This window comes from Rhizobium sp. LjRoot30, from assembly GCF_964253915.1.
Lineage (GTDB): Bacteria > Pseudomonadota > Alphaproteobacteria > Rhizobiales > Rhizobiaceae > Metarhizobium.
Genome location: NZ_CAXUSG020000005.1, coordinates 36786 through 54302 on the forward strand (window position 1 = coordinate 36786; position 17517 = coordinate 54302).

A 17517-nucleotide genomic window follows, 5' to 3' on the forward strand; every position below is an offset into this window, starting at 1 on the left:
ATAACAACTAAGCATCCGTAAACGATTTTGTACACATGCGTCGCGGAGCGGTTTCGAAACATCACGAATTATTGATCGCGTCGGCCCGTCCGGAAGGTATAACCGGTTTCGACGGTGTTTTTCCCGAATTTTTCGCGAAGCTTGTCGACCGCCGCTTCGGCGGCAGCGCGACGGGAGGCGTGGGCATCCACGAGGTCGGGCGGGTCGGCCCGGCCGGGGTCGGTGAGATCCGTGACGCCGATGCCGAGAAGACGAAATTTCGTTCCATCTGTCTCTTTCTCCAGCATCGCCAGGCCGGTGCGGAAAATGCGGTCGGCAAGCTGCGTCGGGTCTTCCAGCCGCTTGTTGCGGGTGCGGATCTTGAAATCCGCGGTCTTGAGTTTGAGCACGACGGTGTTGCCGGCAATGGCGCTCTTTTTCAGCCGCCAGGCCACCTTTTCGGAAAGACTGCGCAGGAGAGGCACGAGGTCGTCGAAGCGGGCGATGTCGTCGAAGAACGTCGTCTCTGCCGAGACGCTCTTGGCGGCGTCGTTGAGGTGCACTTCGCGATCATCGATGCCCCGCGACAGGCGATACAGGCGCTGACCCATGGTGCCGTAGCGGCGCATCAGTTCGGCTTCCTCCATCGTCTGCAACTGTCCTATGGTGCGGATACCGTCGCGTTCCAGCGTTGCCGCAAAAGCCTTGCCGACGCCCCAGATCGTCGTGACCGGGCGCGGAGCCAGGAAATCGAGCGCTTCCCGCTGACCGATGACCGAGAAACCACGCGGCTTCTGCAGGTCAGAGGCGACCTTGGCGAGAAACTTGCAGTAGGAAAGACCGATGGAGATGGTGATGCCGAGCTCGCTTTCCACGCGTTTGGCAAAGCGGGCGAGGGTGCGCGCCGGCTAGTCGTGATGCAGCCTTTGCGTTCCGTCGAGTTCGAGAAATGCTTCGTCGATCGACAGCGGTTGCACCAGCGGCGTCAGATCCTGCATCATCGTCCGCATCTGCCGGCCGACTTTTACGTATTTTTCCATGTCGGGGCGGATGACCACGGCATCCGGACAGGCTTCGAGCGCCTTGAACATCGGCATCGCCGAGCGTACGCCGTGGATACGGGCGATGTAGCAAGCAGTGGAGACGACGCCGCGCTTGCCGCCACCGATGATGATCGGCTTGTCGAGAAGGTCGGGATTGTCGCGTTTTTCGATCGCCGCATAAAAGGCGTCGCAATCGATATGGGCGAGCGTCAGATCGTAGAGTTCGTCATGATAGACCAGCCGCGGACTGCCGCAGGCGCGACAACGACGGGCGGATGCCTGTTCGGACAGGCAGTCGCGGCAGAATCCGGTTTGGGACTTGGGCTCGGCGCTCATGTTCGGAACAAAGGTTGAACAAATCGACGCTACGCCAGGACGGGCGAATCCTCAAGGCCCGGCTTTATTCGGCCGGCTTTTTCCCGGGGAAAGGCATCGGGCCGGTGCCTCGTGTTGCTTGCGCAGCCGCTCTCAACCAGCTTGTGGACGAATGTCGGTGCAGACATGTGCCTGCAACAGACCGAAGGCCTCGGGCCATCCGGCCACGGTGCGAATACCGGCGCAGGGCTGCGGGGCGAGGGCGCGGAAATCGGCGTTGGCGATCATCGTCAGCAGCAGGCACTCCGGCACATGCTCGCGGACGGACAACAGATTGCGTTCGATATCGTCGATGAAGGCGACCGGCAGCGGGCGGGCGCGGTGCAGGGCTGTGACGACAAGGCCTTTCGGCCCCTCCGTCGCCACCATGGGAAAATGCAGATCGAACCGGTCAAGCAGGCTGCGTCGGACAATCCGGTGACGTGGCGACATGGCGGTCAGGAAAACGATATCGGCATCGTCCGCCAACCGATGCAGCGTCTCGACCGCCTGTTCCGCCGGCATCTGCCACTTGTCCTGGGCGGCAAAGAAGGCATCGAGGAAGCCGGAGACAATGGCGGCCTCCGGAAATGAGCCGTCCAGCGTCGAAACGATATTGCCGTGCAGGTGGAATGAACGCGGCAGAAGCTCGTGATCCTGGCTGCGCAGGAAGGCGGCAAACGGTGAAATGAACTCCAGCACCACCTCGTCGATGTCGCAGACGATCAGCGGCCTGTCAGTCAGCTGGATGTGGCTGAGATCGCAATCCAACGCTGCCATCAGTATTCTCCGGAGTCCAGCCCCGGCTTCGAGAGCTTGTGCCAGGCGGCCATGACGGTTTCGGGAGCCGTGTCCGTCGCAGCGCAGAAGGCCATCAGGGTGGGTTCGTGTCCCATGATGAAATCGATCAGCCCGGCGAGAAAGCCGGTGTCGTTCATGGCATGGCGCAATTCGCCGGGTGCAACGCCCGTCAGGGCCAAGAAACGCGACAGCATGTCCGGTTCGTTTGCCAGCCAGGACAAGACGGCGATCGCCGTTTCCTGCGGATCAGCGGCTTTCGCCGCGCCTATTTTCGAACTGTTATGCATTTTGACGATCGGTTACCTTTTTCTCAACCAAATCCACCTAATCTGCCGGGCGAGATTGTAGAATGAATCCGCCGGACACCTATATAGATGATGTGCCGGCCGGAAAAGGATTCAAGGACAAGCCGTAATGCCAAAACAGGTCATGATCGTAGAAGACAATGAGCTCAATATGAAGCTCTTTCGGGATCTGATCGAGGCCTCCGGCTATACGACCATTCAGACCCGAAACGGAATGGAAGCCCTGGACCTTGCGCGCAAGCACCGCCCGGATCTCATTCTCATGGATATCCAGCTTCCGGAAGTCTCTGGCCTGGAAGTCACCAAGTGGCTGAAGGAAGACGACGACCTGCACGTCATTCCGGTGATCGCCGTCACGGCCTTCGCCATGAAGGGTGACGAGGAGCGGATCAGGCAGGGTGGATGCGAAGCCTATGTTTCCAAGCCGATTTCCGTGCCGAAATTCATCGAAACGATCAAGACCTATCTCGGCGATGCCTAAGGGAGCGGGAACGACACGATGACTGCACGTATCCTGGTGGTGGACGACATTCCTGCCAACGTCAAACTGCTCGAAGCGCGTCTTCTCGCCGAATATTTCGATGTGTTGACCGCTGCAGACGGCAAGTCGGCGCTGGAGATCTGCGATCGCACCCAGGTGGACCTCATCCTTCTCGACATCATGATGCCGGGCATGGACGGTTTCGAGGTCTGCGAGCGCATCAAGGCCAACCCTCGCACCACGCATATTCCGGTCGTCATGGTGACGGCGCTGGACCAGCCCTCCGACCGGGTGAGGGGCCTGAAAGCCGGGGCTGACGATTTTCTCACCAAGCCCGTCAACGACCTGCAGCTCATTTCGCGCGTCAAGAGCCTGCTGCGCCTCAAGACCCTCAGCGACGAATTGCGTTTCCGCGCCGAGACCGCACACAATATCGGGCTCGAGGAAATGCTGAAGACAGACGGCAGGAGCGAAGAGGCGGCCCAGGTGCTGCTGGTCGACGGCCGCGGCAGCTCGCAGGAGCGTATCATCAGGGCGTTGAAGCCGATCGCCGATGTCATGGCGATGTCGGATCCGCAAGCGGCGCTGTTCGAGGCGGCGGAAAACCCGTTCGAACTCGTCATCGTCAATTCGAATTTCGACGACTACGATCCGCTGCGTCTGTGCTCGCAGCTGCGATCGCTGGAACGGACGCGCTTCATTCCGATCTTGCTGATCACCGAACAGGGTGCCGACAGCATGATCGTGCGGGCGCTCGATCTCGGCGTCAACGACTACATCGTCCGGCCGCTCGATCCGAACGAACTCGTCGCCCGCTGCCTCACCCAGATCCGCCGCAAGCGTTTCAACGACCGCCTGCGCACGAGCGTCAAGCAGACCATCGAACTGGCGGTGACCGACGGCCTGACTGGGCTGAACAACAGGCGTTACCTCGATAATCATCTGAAGCTGTTGTTCAGCCGGGCCATTGCTCGCGGTCGGCCGCTGTCCGTTTGCATTACGGATATTGATCGCTTCAAGAGCGTCAACGACACCTACGGCCACGATGCCGGCGATGAGGTGCTGAAGGAATTTGCCCAGCGCATACGCGGAACGGTGCGCGGTGCCGATCTCGCCTGCCGCTATGGCGGCGAGGAGTTCGTTCTGGTGATGCCGGATACACCGCCGGAAATGGCAGCGGCCGTGGCCGAGCGGTTGCGTGGCCGTATCGAAGGCGAGCCCTTCCGCCTGCCGGGTGGCGATCTGCTGAAACTCACCGCCTCGATGGGCATATCGTCGACCACCGGCGGCATGGAAGCCCCGGAACAATTGCTCAAGCAGGCCGACCGGGCTCTCTACGAGGCAAAGAACGGCGGACGCAACCGCGTCGTGGCGGCAGCGGCCTGAGCGAATCAATTACCGTCGTTACGACAGTATTTTGAAGAACAGCCGGGTTGGCTGGAGCATTGGTGCGTCTGTGGATAACCTTCCCGAAGGAACGCAACCCGCTTTGCTACAAGGTCGCGCAGACGGTGCCGGTTTTTGCCAACTATTAATCGATTGTATAGTGCGTGAAGATTCTCACAATTGTGACCGTGAAAATTTCACGCCTACAACACAATTGAAGCGAAATGGCGCAAGCACGTCACCCTCGACATCTGTCCGGACTTTCACTGTGACAATTAAGCTTTGATTCGATTGGGTATTTAAAAACTTAATGAAATATTGTTTTTCAAGGTTTCAAAATGTACGTGCGGCGAGTGAATCAATATTGATAGTATTTTGTTTGTTTTAATTGGAAAATAAATCGCTCTCCTTGCCATTATCCGTCGTTTTTAACCATAAAGGGACAAGGGTTTGCGCAGGCATTAAGAATTTGTTGATTTTCTTTTCAATTTGGGCAAATTATGCGTCATACAAAGAGACAACGCTCCTCGCAAAGAGGGCAGTCTTACCCCATGATGCTCAGGTCCGCCGCATCTCCTGGGTCGTGGGGTTGGCCGGTTGATATGCTATACGCGGTTCCTCGTGCCGCTGCGTATCAGCCGGCCCCCTTTTCAAACGCCGCTTCCTTCGGGAGGCGGCGTTTTTTATTTCCCGCAAGCCATTTTCACAAAGAAAGATGAAGCCGGCGCAAGGCAACAAAAAAGCGCGACACCCGAAGGCTCGCGCTTTTTTTATAGTCCTGAAACCGAGATCTTACTTGATCTTGGTTTCCTTGAATTCGACGTGCTTCTTGGCAACCGGGTCGTACTTGGTCTTCGTCATCTTATCCGTCATCGTACGGCTGTTCTTCGTCGTGACGTAGAAGAACCCGGTGTCAGCGGTCGACAGCAGCTTGATCTTGATAGTTGTAGCTTTCGCCATGGTCGTGGTCCTGCCTTTAATAAAAACGAAGCCGTGGACGGCCGGAAAGGGTCCACGGCTATTTCTGGCGCGAAACTACAAATCGCGCGTGAAAAGTCAAGTCTGTTTTGGCCTGAAAAGCAGGCGAGCCACCGAAAGCAGCACGTAGAGGCCAAAGAAGGCGGTAATTGCCCATGCAAATCCGTTATTGCCGGTCATATCGATGGTGGCGCCGATGACTTGCGGACCGGCAACGGTGCCGATGGCATAACAGAAGATGAAGGCCGCATTGGCGGCCGCCAGATCCGCACCGGTGAGTCGCGAGCCGAGATGGCTGAGCCCGACCGTGTAGAGGCCGGCAACGCAGCCGCCCCAGAACAACAGCACGGCCGCCATCATCAGCCAGTTGCCCGCCAGCAGCGGCAGCGTCAACGCGCCGGCGAGGCCAACGACGGCCATGATCGAAAGCAGCGTACGCCGGTCGGCGATGCGGTCGGACAGCATGCCGAGCGGGATCTGGAAGATGACGTTGCCGATGCCCATGATGGTCAGCAGCAGCGCCGCCTGTGTTTCCGTGAAGCCGGAACGGGTGGCATAGATCGGAAACAGCGATAGGCCGCCGGCCTCGACCGCACCGAAGACGAAAACCGCCGCCGTGGCGCTCGGAACGAGGAAGACGTAGCGGAAGAAGTGCAGCTCCGGTTTCTCGTCCAGAACCGGACTTTCGTAACGGGCAATGAAGATCGGTATGGCGGCAAGCAGGATCGCACCAGCGCCGATCAGGAACGGAAATACGCCCTCGCTGCCGACGATGGAGAAGATGAGCGGCCCGGCAGCAAAGCCGAGCGACAGCACCGTGGAATAGATGCCAAGCACCATGCCGCGGCGGGAGGGCGGGGAGGCGGCGTTGATCCAGAATTCCGAGAGCACGAAAAGGGTGGTGGTGGCGCCGTGGAAGACCACACGCAGCGGAAACCACATCCAGAAGGCTTCGGCATAATAGAAGCCAAGCGCGCTGACGGCGGCCAGCAGCACGGCCCACAGCATGGTATTGGCGACACCGAAGCGGTGGGCGAGCCAGGTGGTCACAGGCGCCGCGGCCATGGCGGCGACGCCTGCCATGGCCGAGTTGAAGCCGATCAGCGTCGAGGAAATGCCGCGCTTTTCCAGGATGATGCTGAGCAAGGGCAGGCCGAGGCCGATGGCGATGCCGACGGCGCTGATCGCCGAAATGGCGGCCACCAGCGACGGCCAATGAATTTCCTCGACGTGACCCGAAGCGCCGTTGGGCGGCTGAGACATAAAATGATCCTGCTACACTGTGCTGCGGAATGACTGCCCGCGACGGCTATAATAAAACGGCACTGGGCTGCCAAACGGTAAAGCCGGGTCCATGCTCATCAGTTTTTTCAAGTCTTCGAGAACGGTGCGGGTTATCAGGGGCATGGTCAGGCTGTCGACATCGCGTAGATCGAGCCAGCGCAGATCATGCAGTTCCCCTGTATCACGGATGAGATCGGGATTTATTCCGGCTTCGTCGGCAAAGGTCGAAAAGAAGCGGGTGTCGAAACGCCGCACGTTGCCGGGTGGCGTCACCGCACGCGCGACATAACGCAACGTGTGCAGGCTGGCCCTGAGTTGGCCGCTGGCGGCATCCCCCAGCGTCAAGCCGGTTTCCTCATGCAGTTCGCGAAGGGCTGCCAGCGCGATTGCCCGGGCGCTGCGTTCCGTTCCCCGTTCGCCTGTGAGCTTGGCGAGCACCAGGGGGTGAAGGTCGGATGCAAAGGGCAGCGCATGGTCGGATGCATCCCGCCGCCCGCCGGGAAAGACGTAGGTATCCGGCATGAACACATGGCGGCTGCTGCGTTTGCCGACCAGCACGCGCGGATGGCCGGTCGTGCGGTCGATCAGGACGATCGTCGCGGCGTCGCGCGGCCGAACGGAGGGACCGGCCGGGCGCTCGGCGGAGACTTCGACGCCCCATTCGGTCTTTTCGCCCGGTCGTTTCACTCGCGTTGTTCTCCGCTGTTGGGCTCGTCGAGCTCGTCCTTGTGCCCACCGAAGCCGTGCATACGCAGCGCCCATTGCAATCCGATGACGCCCCCCTTGATCGGCTGGATCGACAGCATCGCCGTCAGCACCGTAATGGGTGCCCAGATCGCCAGGTGCGTCCACATCGACAGCGGCCAGACCAGATCCGTCATCATGTAGCCGCCGACCGTAACGTGGCCGATGATGAAGATGACGAGATAGGGCGGCAGGTCATCGGAGCGCTGATGGAACATTTCTTCGCCGCAAGCGGCACAATGATCGACCGGCTTTAGAAACGCACGGAACAGTCGGCCGCTGCCGCAGGCGGGACAGCGGTTGAGGATGCCCCGGGCAATGGAGCGCCCCACGGGTCGCTCCGCCACATCCGGACCGCCGAAGCGGATCGGTTCGTTGTGCTGTTGCGTGGCCATAGACGATCCTTCCTGAAAGCGTTTCTTGGCGGCCTTAGCGGCGACCGCGCGGCGGGCGGGTGCCCGCCTGTTTGCGCTGTCCGGCACCGCGCCGCGACGTCTTGTGGAACGAGCGCACTGCCGTCGGCATCTTGCGCCCTTCGCTCAGCATCTCGAACCGCAACGCGCCGGCAAGCGGCACTGCCTCGGCCAACCGCACCTGTACCGGGTCACCAAGGCGATAACCGAGACCCGTGCGTTCGCCCGAAAGCGCCTGATGCGCCTCGTCGTAGATGAAGTAGTCGTTGCCGAGCGTCGAGATCGGCACAAAACCGTCGGCGCCGTAATCCGGCAGGCTGATGAACAGGCCGGATTTGGTGACGCCCTGGACGCGGCCGGCAAACTCCTCGCCGATGCGCCCGACGAGGTGATGGGCGATCAGCCGGTCGACGGTCTCACGTTCGGCCGCCATGGCGCGACGCTCGAAGGTGGAGATTTCCGCGGCGATGTCGTCGAGCGAGGCTTCTTCGTCCGGCGTAATCCCGCCTTCACCGAAGCCGAGCGACCCCACCAAGGCGCGATGCACGATCAGGTCGGCATACCGGCGGATCGGCGAGGTGAAGTGGGCGTACTTCATCAGGTTGAGACCGAAATGGCCGATATTTTCCGGGCTGTAGATCGCCTGGCTCTGCGAGCGCAGCACCATCTCGTTGACCATGGTCTGGTGCGGCGTGTCTTCCGCTTTCGCCAGAATGCCGTTGAAGGAGTTGGCGCGCACGTTGCCGCCCTTGGCCAGCGGAATGCCGAGTGTCGCCAGGAACTCCCGCAGCGTCTCCTGCTTGGCAAGCGACGGCGCGTCGTGGATGCGGTAGATCAGCGGCTGGCGCTTCTTCTCCAGCGTTTCGGCGGCGGCGACGTTCGCCTGGATCATCATCTCCTCGATCAGCTTGTGGGCGTCGAGACGCGGCGGCACGAAGACGCGGTCCACCGTGCCGTCGGGCTTGAGCAGGATCTTGCGCTCCGGCATGTCGAGGTCCAGCGGCTGGCGCCGGTCGCGACCGCGCTTCATCACGCGGTAGGCATGCCACAGCGGCTTGAGGATCGGCTCGAGCAGCGGACCGGTCTTGTCGTCGGGCGCGCCGTCGATGGCGGCCTGCGCCTGCTGGTAGGAGAGTTTCGCCGCACTCTTCATCATGATGCGATGGAAGGTGTGGCCGATCTTGCGGCCTTCGGAGGAAAACATCATCCGTACGGCCAGCGCCGGCCGGTCGACGCCTTCCTTCAGCGAGCAGAGGTCGTTGGAGATGCGTTCCGGCAGCATCGGCACGACGCGGTCGGGGAAATAGACCGAGTTGCCGCGCTTCAGTGCTTCTTGGTCGAGCGGCGATTTGGGCCGCACGTACCAGGAGACATCGGCGATCGCCACCGTGACGATGACGCCGCCTTCATTGTCCGGCGAGGGATCGGCTTCGGCATAGACGGCGTCGTCGTGGTCCTTGGCATCGGCCGGGTCGATGGTGATCAGCGGCAGGCTGCGCCAGTCCTCGCGGTAGGCCATGGTCGCGGCCTTGGCCGCTTCGGCTTCGGCCTCGACGGCCGGCGGGAAGATGTGGGGAATGCCATGCGCATAGATGGCGATCATCGAGATCGCCTTTTCCGAGGCGACCGAACCGACCACCGAGAGCACCTTCGCCCGCGGCAGGCCGAACCGGCCGAGCCGCGCCACTTCGACCTCGACGAGATCGCCGTCCTTGGCCTCGCCGGTCGAGTCCGGATCGATGACCATCTCCTCGCCGCGCTTTTCGATCGGCATCAGCCGCCCGCCGCCACCCGGCGTTTCGCGGAAAACGCCGAGCACGGCGTTCATGCGCTTGTCGATGACCTTGATGATGCGGGCGGTATAGGCCGGGCCTCCACGCTCGCTCGCCGGGAAGATCTTTGCCAGGATGCGGTCGCCGAGGCCGGCTGCCGGCGTCTTGCCCTTGCCGCGTTTTTCGGAGGATTGGCGGATCAGCACCGCCGGTGCGACACCGGCATCCTCGGGCCATTCGGCCGGGCGGCCGATCAGTTCGCCGTCCTTGTCGCGCGTGGTGATGTCGATGACGGTGACCGGGGGCAGGGCGCCGGGGCGGATCAGGGATTTGCGGCTCTTCTGGACGAGGCCGTCTTCTTCGAGCGAACGCAGGAGGTTCTTCAGCTCGACGCGGCTTTCGCCTTTCAGGCCGAAGGCCTTGGCCAATTCGCGTTTGGAGGCTTTTTCGGGATGATCGGCGATGAAGCGCAGGATCACGTCCCGCGGCGGCAGCATGCCTTGAATGATGCTGTCGCCGCTTGTGGCAGTCTCCGCGCGGGCGGCCCTGCCAGCCCGTTTGCCGGTCTGTGCTGCCTTGCCGCGCGGTTCTCTATTCGTCATTTAACTCTTCTTTGTCTTCGAGGCCGTCTTGGCCTTCGGTTTTGCCGCAGCCTTTGGCTTGGCGGCCTTCTTTGTTTCGCTCGTCTCGCCGTCGGCTTTGGCCTTTGCCGCCTTGGCGGGGGCCTTCGCCTTTTTGGGGGCCTTGCCGGTGGAAGGCTTGCCGCCCTTCTCGACGATCAGCGCCAGCGCTTCCTCGACCGTCACAGACTGCGGGTCCTTGCCCTTCGGCAGGGTGGCGTTGACCTTGCCCCAATTGACGTAGGGGCCGTAACGGCCATCACGCACGGTAATGGCGCCGCCATCGGGGTGATCGCCCAGTTCCTTGAGCGCTGCGAGGGCCGCACGTCCACGTCCGCCCGCACCCTTGGTCTGCTTGTCGGCGAGTACGGTCACAGCCCGGTTGAGGCCGATGGTGAACACGTCCTCGATGCCGTCGAGATTGGCATAGGTGCCGTCATGCAGCACGAAAGGACCGTAGCGGCCGAGGCCGGTTGAGATCATCTTGCCGCTCTCGGGATGGGCGCCGACGTCTCGCGGCAAGGAAAGCAACGCCAATGCCTTTTCGTAGTCGATCGTCGCCGGTGTCCAGCCTTTCGGCAGCGAGGAGCGCTTGGCCTCCTTGCCGTCGCCGCGCTGTATATAGGGACCGAACCTGCCGCTGCGCAAGGTGATCTCCTCGCCGGTCAGTGGGTCCTTGCCGAGCGCCTTGGGTTCGTTGAGCGCTGCCGCATCCGCCTCGCCGCCGTTTTCCGACGACAGCTGACGGGTAAAGTTGCACTCCGGATAGTTCGAGCAGCCGACGAAGGCGCCGTACTTGCCGAGCTTCAACGACAGCTGGCCAGTGCCGCACACCTGGCAGACGCGAGGATCGGAACCGTCCTCGCGCTTCGGGAACACCAGCGGCGCCAGCATCTCGTTCAGCGCGTCGAGCACGTTGGTAACGCGCAACTCCTTGGTGTCCTCGATCTGGGCGAAGAAATCGCGCCAGAAGTCGCGCAACACGTCTTTCCAGTTCAGCTCGCCGGCGGAAATGCGGTCGAGCTTTTCTTCCAGGTCGGCAGTGAAATCGTATTCGACATAGCGGTTGAAGAAGCTTTCGAGGAAGGCCGTCACCAGCCGGCCCTTGGCCTGCGGCATCAGCTTGCGCTTGTCGATCGTCACATAGTCGCGGTCGCGCAGCGTCGCCAGCGTCGCGGCATACGTAGAGGGGCGGCCGATGCCGAGTTCTTCCATCTTCTTGATCAGCGAGGCTTCCGAGTAACGCGGCGGCGGCTCGGTGAAATGCTGGGTGGCGTTGACCTTGCGCTTGGCCAGTTGCTCGCGGGCATTGATCTCCGGCAAGCGGCCATCCTCGTCGCCGTCGTCGCTCTGCTCGCCGTCTTCCTTCTGGTCGGTATAGGCGGCGATGAAGCCGTCGAAGCGGATGACCGAACCCACAGCACGCAGCCCGGCCTTTTGGCCGCCATTGTCGGCGAGGATTTCTACGGTGGTCCGTTCGATTTCAGCCGATGCCATCTGGCTGGCAATGCCGCGCTTCCAGACGAGGTCGTAGAGGCGAAGCTGGTCGTCATCGAGGTAGCGGCGGACGGAATCCGGCGTGCGGTTGAAATCCGTCGGGCGGATGGCTTCGTGGGCTTCCTGGGCGTTCTTGGCCTTGGTGGAGTAGAAACGCGGCTTTTCCGGCAGGTAGCGGGCGCCGAACTGGTCGCCGATGGCATGGCGCGCTGCGTCGATCGCTTCCGGCGCCATCTGGACACCGTCTGTACGCATATAGGTGATGAGACCGACCGTCTCGCCGCCGATATCGGTGCCTTCATAGAGCTTCTGCGCCACCTGCATGGTGCGCGATGCCGAGAAGCCGAGCTTGGAAGAGGCGGCCTGCTGCAGCGTCGAGGTGGTGAAGGGCGGCGAAGGGTTGCGCTTGACGGGTTTCGCTTCGACGCTTTCGACGACGTAGCTCGCACCTTCCAGCAGCGACTTCAGCCGGTTGGCATCCTCGCCGTTGCCGATGGCGCGCGGCTGCAGCCGCTTGCCGTCGGCCGAAACCAGCCTGGCCTCGAATTCGTCGCCGCGCGGCGTCTTCAAAAGCGCCGAGATCTGCCAGTATTCTTCCGAAACGAAGCGCTCGATTTCCGACTCGCGGTCGCAGACCAGGCGAAGCGCAACCGATTGCACGCGCCCGGCCGAGCGGGCGCCCGGCAGCTTGCGCCACAGGACGGGCGACAGATTGAAGCCGACGAGATAATCAAGGGCGCGGCGGGCGAGGTAGGCATCCACCAGCGGCACATCGATGTCGCGCGGCTGCGCCATGGCATCGAGCACGGCCTTTTTGGTGATGGCGTTGAAGACGACACGTTTCACCGGCTTGTCGCCGAGGACCTTCTTTTTCTTGAGAAGATCGAGAACGTGCCAGGAAATGGCTTCGCCTTCGCGATCCGGGTCGGTTGCCAGAAACAGGCCATCGGAGGATTTTACCGCGTCGGCAATATCCTTGATACGTTTGGCCGACGCGCCGTCCACCTCCCAGAGCATCTCGAAATCCTGGTCGGGAAGCACGGAGCCGTCCTTGGCAGGCAGGTCGCGAACATGGCCGAAGGACGCCAGAACCTTGTAGCCGGGGCCAAGATACTTGTTGATCGTCTTGGCCTTCGCAGGCGATTCTACCACAACAACATTCATCACGGGTCTCTAATACACTAGGATTGCGCCATGAAACCGGAACTCATGGAAGGATGGAACGCGGTTTTCCGGATTTCCGACATGGACAGTGATTTCGCCGCGGTCAAGAGGCATAGGGCAATTTATATGCCGTTTTCGGGCTGCGCAACGAAATACAACCATTGAGAGCTTCGTCATATATTGCAATTTGAGATAATTGCTCTATCTTCCAAGATGTACAGAATCGAGCATGTTTCGGTTCTGCAGTTTAATATCGGTTCTTATGAAGGCGAGAGTGGAAATGGCTCCCAAGACAGCACAGGCCGATGATGGTGAAGCTTGGCGGCAGAACATCGCCTATATCAGGCAAATGCTCGGCGAGTTGCGCCAGGTTGCCCAGAGCGAAGGGGCCGAGATGTTATGCTACTTCATCGAGATGGCTTACATGGAGGCCGGCGATATCCAGGCGGGCCGCCGCTCAATCCGGCATCACCAGTGATACCAGGCCGCCGGCATGGCGATGCAGCCGTCCGGCAAGATCGAGTTCCAACAAAACCAGATAAACTGTTGCCGCCTGAATTTGCGTATGCCGGATGATATCGTCGATCTCTGCCGGTGTCGGGCCGAGGGCATCGACGATCCGGTCGCGCTCCTCTTCCCCTGGTGGCAGCAGCATCGGCTTTTCGCTTTCGTAGGGCGGTTCGCGCACGGCGGGGTCCGAAAACAGATCGATGCGTGAGATCGGCGACAGTGCATCGAGCACGTCCGCCGCCTCCGTCGTGACGATCGCCCCGTCCTTCAGCAGGCCGTTCGTGCCGTGGCAACGCGGGTCCAGCGGCGAACCGGGAACGGCAAACACCAGCCGTCCGAACTCGCCCGCCAGCCGCGCGGTGATCAGCGAGCCTGATCGGCTTGCCGCCTCGACAACCACCACGCCGAGCGCGGCGCCGGCGATCAGCCGATTGCGCCGCGGAAAATCGCGTGCCCGCGGCTCCCATCCGAACGGCATTTCACTGATGGCCAGTCCCCGCCCGTCGCAGATTTCTTGCATCAGGCCGATGTTTTCTGGCGGATAGGGCTGGTCGAGGCCGCCGGCCATTGCGGCGATCGTGCCGGTCTCCAGGCTGGCACGGTGCGCGGCGGTGTCGATGCCGCGGGCGAGGCCGGAAATGACGGCATATCCCGCCCGGCCCGTATCCCGGGCGATCATCGCGGCAAATTTGGCACCGCTGATCGAGGCATTGCGCGAGCCGACGATACCGACGGCGGGTAGGGTGGCTGCGGAGAGATTGCCCTTGACGGCGAGCAGGGGCGGGGCGCCGTCGATCTGGCGCAGGGCGGGGGGATAGTCCGGTTCGCCGATGCCGACGAAGCGTGCGCCGAATTTCCGGGCGACCGCCAGTTCGCGTTCGGCTTCTTCCACGGTGGCGATCCGCATGGCGCGGGCGGCGCCGCCACGCCGGGAAAGGTCCGGCAGCATCTCCAGCGCCAGTTCCGCCGATCCGCAATGATTGATCAGATCGCGAAAGGTTACGGGTCCGACATTTTCGGTGCGGATCAGCCGGAGCCAGGCGATCCTTTGTTTGTCCGTCAGCGCAATTCCCGTCTTCCTTGCGCCGGCGTTGGACATTTATCCCTTCTTTCCGATCTTGCTTTCGGTGCCGAGTATCAGCCGCTCTATGTTTGGCTTGTGTTTCCACCAGGTGATGATGGTCATTAGTGCCAGAACGAGTGCTACTTTTTCGGCACCCAGTATCCACAATGCAACCGGAATGACAAGGGTTGCAACCAGAGCGGACAGGGAAGAATAACGGCTGAGGAAAGCGATCGTCAGCCAGATGACGGCGAAGACCACCACCATCCACGGTGCGAGGCCGAGCAAGATGCCGATATAGGTGGCGACACCCTTGCCGCCCTTGAAGCCGAGCCAGACCGGAAACAGATGGCCGAGAAAGGCTGCAAAACCGGCGATCAACCCGGCTTCGGCACCAAAAGCCGCATCGGCGAGCAGCACCGCGGCCGTGCCCTTGAAGGCGTCGAGCAACAATGTGGCGAGCGCCAGCTTGCGGTTGCCGGTGCGCAGAACGTTGGTGGCGCCGATATTGCCGGAGCCGATCTTGCGGACGTCACCGAGGCCGGCGGCCCGCGTCAAAAGCAGGCCGAAGGGAATGGAGCCGAGCAGGTAGCCGAGCAGCAGGGAGGCCAGCGCCAGCGGCAGGGTGATCTGCCATGTCAAAAATTCGGTCATTGCGTCTCGCTCCCCATATTCGCATCGCGATTTTCAACGGCTCGCGACCACCGTCAACTACTCGCTCGCCGCAGCCCCTTATCTGCCTGCCGGCATCTTCTTCCTGCAAGCGGGAGGAAGGGTAGGGTTAGGGGCAAAGCGGCAACCGCCAAGCCTCTCAGCCTCGAACTCTCATGCCCCGAAAACCTGCTTGCCCGCCACATAGGTCGCAAGCGCCCGGCCGCTGAAACGGGCATCGTCGAACGGCGTGTTCTTGGAGCGCGACAGCAGCTGTTCCTTGGAGACCAGCCACGGTTCGTCGAGGTCGATCAACGCGATATCCGCCTTGGCGCCGGGTTTCAGCGTGCCGGCATCGAGGCCGAAAATTTCTGCCGGCCGCGTCGACATGGCGGCAATCAGCCGGGCGAGCGGCACACGGCCGTTGTGGTGCAGCCGAAGGGCGGCGGCCAGCATGGTTTCCAGTCCGACGGCGCCATCTTCCGCATCGGCAAACGGCAGCCGCTTGGTATCGACGTCCTGCGGATCGTGCGACGAGACGATAATGTCGATCGTGCCGTCGGCCAGTGCATCGACCATGGCGCTGCGGTCATCTTCAGAACGCAGCGGCGGCGAAAGCTTGAAGAAGGTACGGTATTCGCCGATGTCGTTCTCGTTGAGCGACAGGTGGTTGATCGAGATGCCGCAGGTGACATTGGCGCCGCGTTGGCGCGCGACGCGGATCGCCTCGGCCGATTCCGGCACGGAGATCTTGGCAGCATGATATTTGGCACGCGTCAGCGCGGCGATGCGCAGGTCGCGCTCCAGCGGGATGATTTCCGCTTCCTTCGGCACGCCGGAAAGTCCGAGCCAGCTGGCGAACAGTCCTTCGTTCATCACGCCGTTGGCGCCGAGATATTTGTCGCGGCTCTCGAGCGCGATGACGGCGCCGAATTCGCGCGCATAGGTCATCGCCCGGCGCAGCACCAGCGTGTCGTGGATCGACTTGCGGCCGTTGGTGAAGGCGACGGCGCCCGATTCCATCAGCAGGCCGAATTCGGTCATTTCGACGCCGGCCAGACCTTTGGTCAGGGCCGCGGCCGGATAGACGTTGATCACTGCCTTGTCGCGCGCCGTCTTCAGCACGAACTCAACCAGCGCGATGTCGTCGATGACGGGATCGGTATCCGGCATCATGATGAAGGAGGTGACGCCGCCCGCCGCCGCGGCGCGACTGGCAGAAGCGATGGTCTCGCGGTGCTCGGCACCGGGTTCGCCGACATAGACGCGGGCATCGACGAGGCCCGGGACTGCGACCAGACCGTTGCAATCACGCACGATCGCGCCTTCCGGCGCGCCCTGATTCAGCGCTGCGGCGCCGGCCGCCGCAATCCGGCCGTTTTCGATGACGATCGTGCCGACCTCGTCGAGATTGCGCGAAGGATCGATGATGCGGGCGTTTTTCAGGACGGTGGTCGTGCTCATGCCCGTTCTCCGTTGTTCTGAGAGAGAAGCAAAGCTTCCATGACGGCCATGCGTACGGCGACGCCCATTTCCACCTGTTGCTCGATGACGCTCTGTGGCCCGTCGGCGATCTCGGAGGCGATTTCGACGCCGCGGTTCATCGGCCCGGGATGCATGACCAACGCATCCTCCTTGGCATATTTCAGCTTCTCGGCATCAAGGCCGTAATAATGGAAATATTCCCGCACCGAAGGCACGAAGGAACCGGACATGCGTTCGCGCTGCAGGCGCAGCATCATCACCACATCGGCATCCTTCAGGCCTTCCTCCATCGAGTGGTAGACCTCGACGCTCATGTCGGCGATGCCGGCCGGCAGCAGTGTCGCCGGGCCGACGACGCGCACGCGGGCACCCATGGCATTCAGCAGCAGGATATTGGAGCGTGCCACGCGCGAATGCAGCACGTCGCCGCAGATGGCGACGATGATGCGGGCGAGCTTGCCCTTGGCGCGGCGGATGGTCAGCGCGTCGAGCAGCGCCTGCGTCGGGTGCTCGTGGGCGCCGTCGCCGGCATTGATCACCGAGCAGGAAACTTTTTGCGCCAGAAGCGCGGCGGCGCCGGCGGAGGAGTGGCGCACCACCAGAACGTCCGGATGCATGGCATTCAGCGTCATCGCCGTGTCGATCAGGGTTTCGCCCTTCTTCACCGAAGAATTGCCGACCGACATGTTCATGACATCGGCGCCGAGGCGCTTGCCTGCCAGCTCGAAAGACGATTGAGTGCGTGTCGAGGCTTCGAAGAACAGGTTGATCTGGGTGAGGCCGCGCAGGGTCGAGGTTTTCTTTTCCCGCTGCCGGCTGATCTTCACGGCTTCATCGGCCTTGTCGAGAAGATAACCGATATCCTGCTGGCTGAGACCCTTGATACCGATGAGGTGGCGGTGGGGAAAAAAGACCATGAGGCGCCTCCGGGCAATGTTCAGGCGGTCTATAAAGACTGGCGGCACGGCGGGCAAGCTTCTGCTATGA

General features: G+C 61.8%; 16 protein-coding genes and 1 pseudogene. 4 read left to right on the forward strand and 13 right to left on the reverse strand.

Features of this window, described 5'->3' with window-relative positions; translation table 11 throughout:
- Nucleotides 1-68: 68 nt before the first annotated feature.
- The 3 genes and pseudogenes from ACSQ3I_RS11890 to ACSQ3I_RS11900 all read right to left on the reverse strand — a co-directional run bounded on the left by ACSQ3I_RS11890 (nt 69) and on the right by ACSQ3I_RS11900 (nt 2464).
- Nucleotides 69-1358, reverse strand: a pseudogene (locus tag ACSQ3I_RS11890) (DNA polymerase IV).
- A 132-nt stretch (nt 1359-1490) separates the two neighbouring features.
- A complete protein-coding gene (locus ACSQ3I_RS11895) occupies nt 1491-2156 on the reverse strand; it encodes a hypothetical protein (RefSeq protein WP_435999077.1) in 666 nt (221 codons plus the stop codon).
- Nucleotides 2156-2464, reverse strand: coding sequence for a DUF3572 domain-containing protein (locus tag ACSQ3I_RS11900; protein WP_435999079.1), 309 nt, complete (start codon nt 2462-2464; stop codon nt 2156-2158). Before ACSQ3I_RS11900 ends, ACSQ3I_RS11895 begins: the two co-directional genes overlap by 1 nt.
- Nucleotides 2465-2591: 127 nt before the next feature.
- Here ACSQ3I_RS11900 and ACSQ3I_RS11905 point away from each other — a divergent pair, with 127 nt between their 5' ends.
- The gene (locus tag ACSQ3I_RS11905) at nt 2592-2963 is read left to right on the forward strand and encodes a response regulator (protein WP_028754034.1); all 372 of its coding nucleotides are present in this window, start codon (nt 2592-2594) and stop codon (nt 2961-2963) included.
- A gap of 18 nt (nt 2964-2981) precedes the next feature.
- Nucleotides 2982-4349, forward strand: coding sequence for a PleD family two-component system response regulator (locus ACSQ3I_RS11910; protein ID WP_435999081.1), 1368 nt, complete (start codon nt 2982-2984; stop codon nt 4347-4349).
- A gap of 792 nt (nt 4350-5141) precedes the next feature.
- Here ACSQ3I_RS11910 and rpmG read toward each other — a convergent pair.
- The 6 genes from rpmG to topA form a co-directional block, all read right to left on the reverse strand.
- Nucleotides 5142-5309 (reverse strand): 50S ribosomal protein L33, encoded by a 168-nt coding sequence (gene rpmG, locus ACSQ3I_RS11915; protein ID WP_003547442.1) that lies wholly within the window; start codon nt 5307-5309, stop codon nt 5142-5144.
- A 96-nt stretch (nt 5310-5405) separates the two neighbouring features.
- Entirely contained in the window at nt 5406-6590 is a 1185-nt protein-coding gene (locus ACSQ3I_RS11920) for an MFS transporter (protein ID WP_435999094.1), read from the reverse strand.
- 12 nt (nt 6591-6602) lie between these two features.
- A complete protein-coding gene (locus ACSQ3I_RS11925; protein WP_435999096.1) occupies nt 6603-7298 on the reverse strand; it encodes an NUDIX hydrolase in 696 nt (231 codons plus the stop codon).
- Nucleotides 7295-7750, reverse strand: coding sequence for a DUF983 domain-containing protein (locus ACSQ3I_RS11930; protein WP_435999098.1), 456 nt, complete (start codon nt 7748-7750; stop codon nt 7295-7297). Before ACSQ3I_RS11930 ends, ACSQ3I_RS11925 begins: the two co-directional genes overlap by 4 nt.
- Before the next feature lie 34 nt (nt 7751-7784).
- The gene (gene rnr / locus ACSQ3I_RS11935; protein ID WP_435999100.1) at nt 7785-10142 is read right to left on the reverse strand and encodes a ribonuclease R; all 2358 of its coding nucleotides are present in this window, start codon (nt 10140-10142) and stop codon (nt 7785-7787) included.
- Nucleotides 10143-12821 (reverse strand): type I DNA topoisomerase, encoded by a 2679-nt coding sequence (gene topA, locus ACSQ3I_RS11940; RefSeq protein WP_435999102.1) that lies wholly within the window; start codon nt 12819-12821, stop codon nt 10143-10145.
- Between the two features lie 30 nt (nt 12822-12851).
- Here topA and ACSQ3I_RS11945 point away from each other — a divergent pair, with 30 nt between their 5' ends.
- Together ACSQ3I_RS11945 and ACSQ3I_RS11950 are read left to right on the forward strand one after the other, a co-directional pair.
- Nucleotides 12852-12986: a hypothetical protein gene (locus tag ACSQ3I_RS11945; protein WP_435999104.1), complete on the forward strand. Its 135-nt coding sequence runs from the start codon at nt 12852-12854 to the stop codon at nt 12984-12986.
- Between the two features lie 115 nt (nt 12987-13101).
- Nucleotides 13102-13299 carry a hypothetical protein gene (locus ACSQ3I_RS11950; protein ID WP_435999106.1) on the forward strand — a complete coding sequence of 66 codons (198 nt, stop codon included), beginning with the start codon at nt 13102-13104 and terminating at the stop codon, nt 13297-13299.
- Here the strand turns inward: ACSQ3I_RS11950 and dprA are convergent.
- The 4 genes from dprA to ACSQ3I_RS11970 all read right to left on the reverse strand — a co-directional run bounded on the left by dprA (nt 13279) and on the right by ACSQ3I_RS11970 (nt 17447).
- The gene (gene dprA, locus ACSQ3I_RS11955) at nt 13279-14430 is read right to left on the reverse strand and encodes a DNA-processing protein DprA (RefSeq protein ID WP_435999108.1); all 1152 of its coding nucleotides are present in this window, start codon (nt 14428-14430) and stop codon (nt 13279-13281) included. The two genes, ACSQ3I_RS11950 and dprA, sit on opposite strands and share 21 nt — an antisense overlap.
- Complete coding sequence (gene plsY / locus ACSQ3I_RS11960; RefSeq protein ID WP_435999110.1) at nt 14431-15048, reverse strand: glycerol-3-phosphate 1-O-acyltransferase PlsY; 618 nt, start codon at nt 15046-15048, stop codon at nt 14431-14433.
- Between the two features lie 171 nt (nt 15049-15219).
- Nucleotides 15220-16509, reverse strand: a complete 1290-nt coding sequence (locus tag ACSQ3I_RS11965) for a dihydroorotase (RefSeq protein ID WP_435999112.1) — start codon at nt 16507-16509, stop codon at nt 15220-15222.
- Nucleotides 16506-17447 (reverse strand): aspartate carbamoyltransferase catalytic subunit, encoded by a 942-nt coding sequence (locus ACSQ3I_RS11970; RefSeq protein WP_109461731.1) that lies wholly within the window; start codon nt 17445-17447, stop codon nt 16506-16508. The genes ACSQ3I_RS11965 and ACSQ3I_RS11970 overlap by 4 nt, the downstream gene beginning before the upstream one ends.
- Nucleotides 17448-17517: the final 70 nt, after the last annotated feature.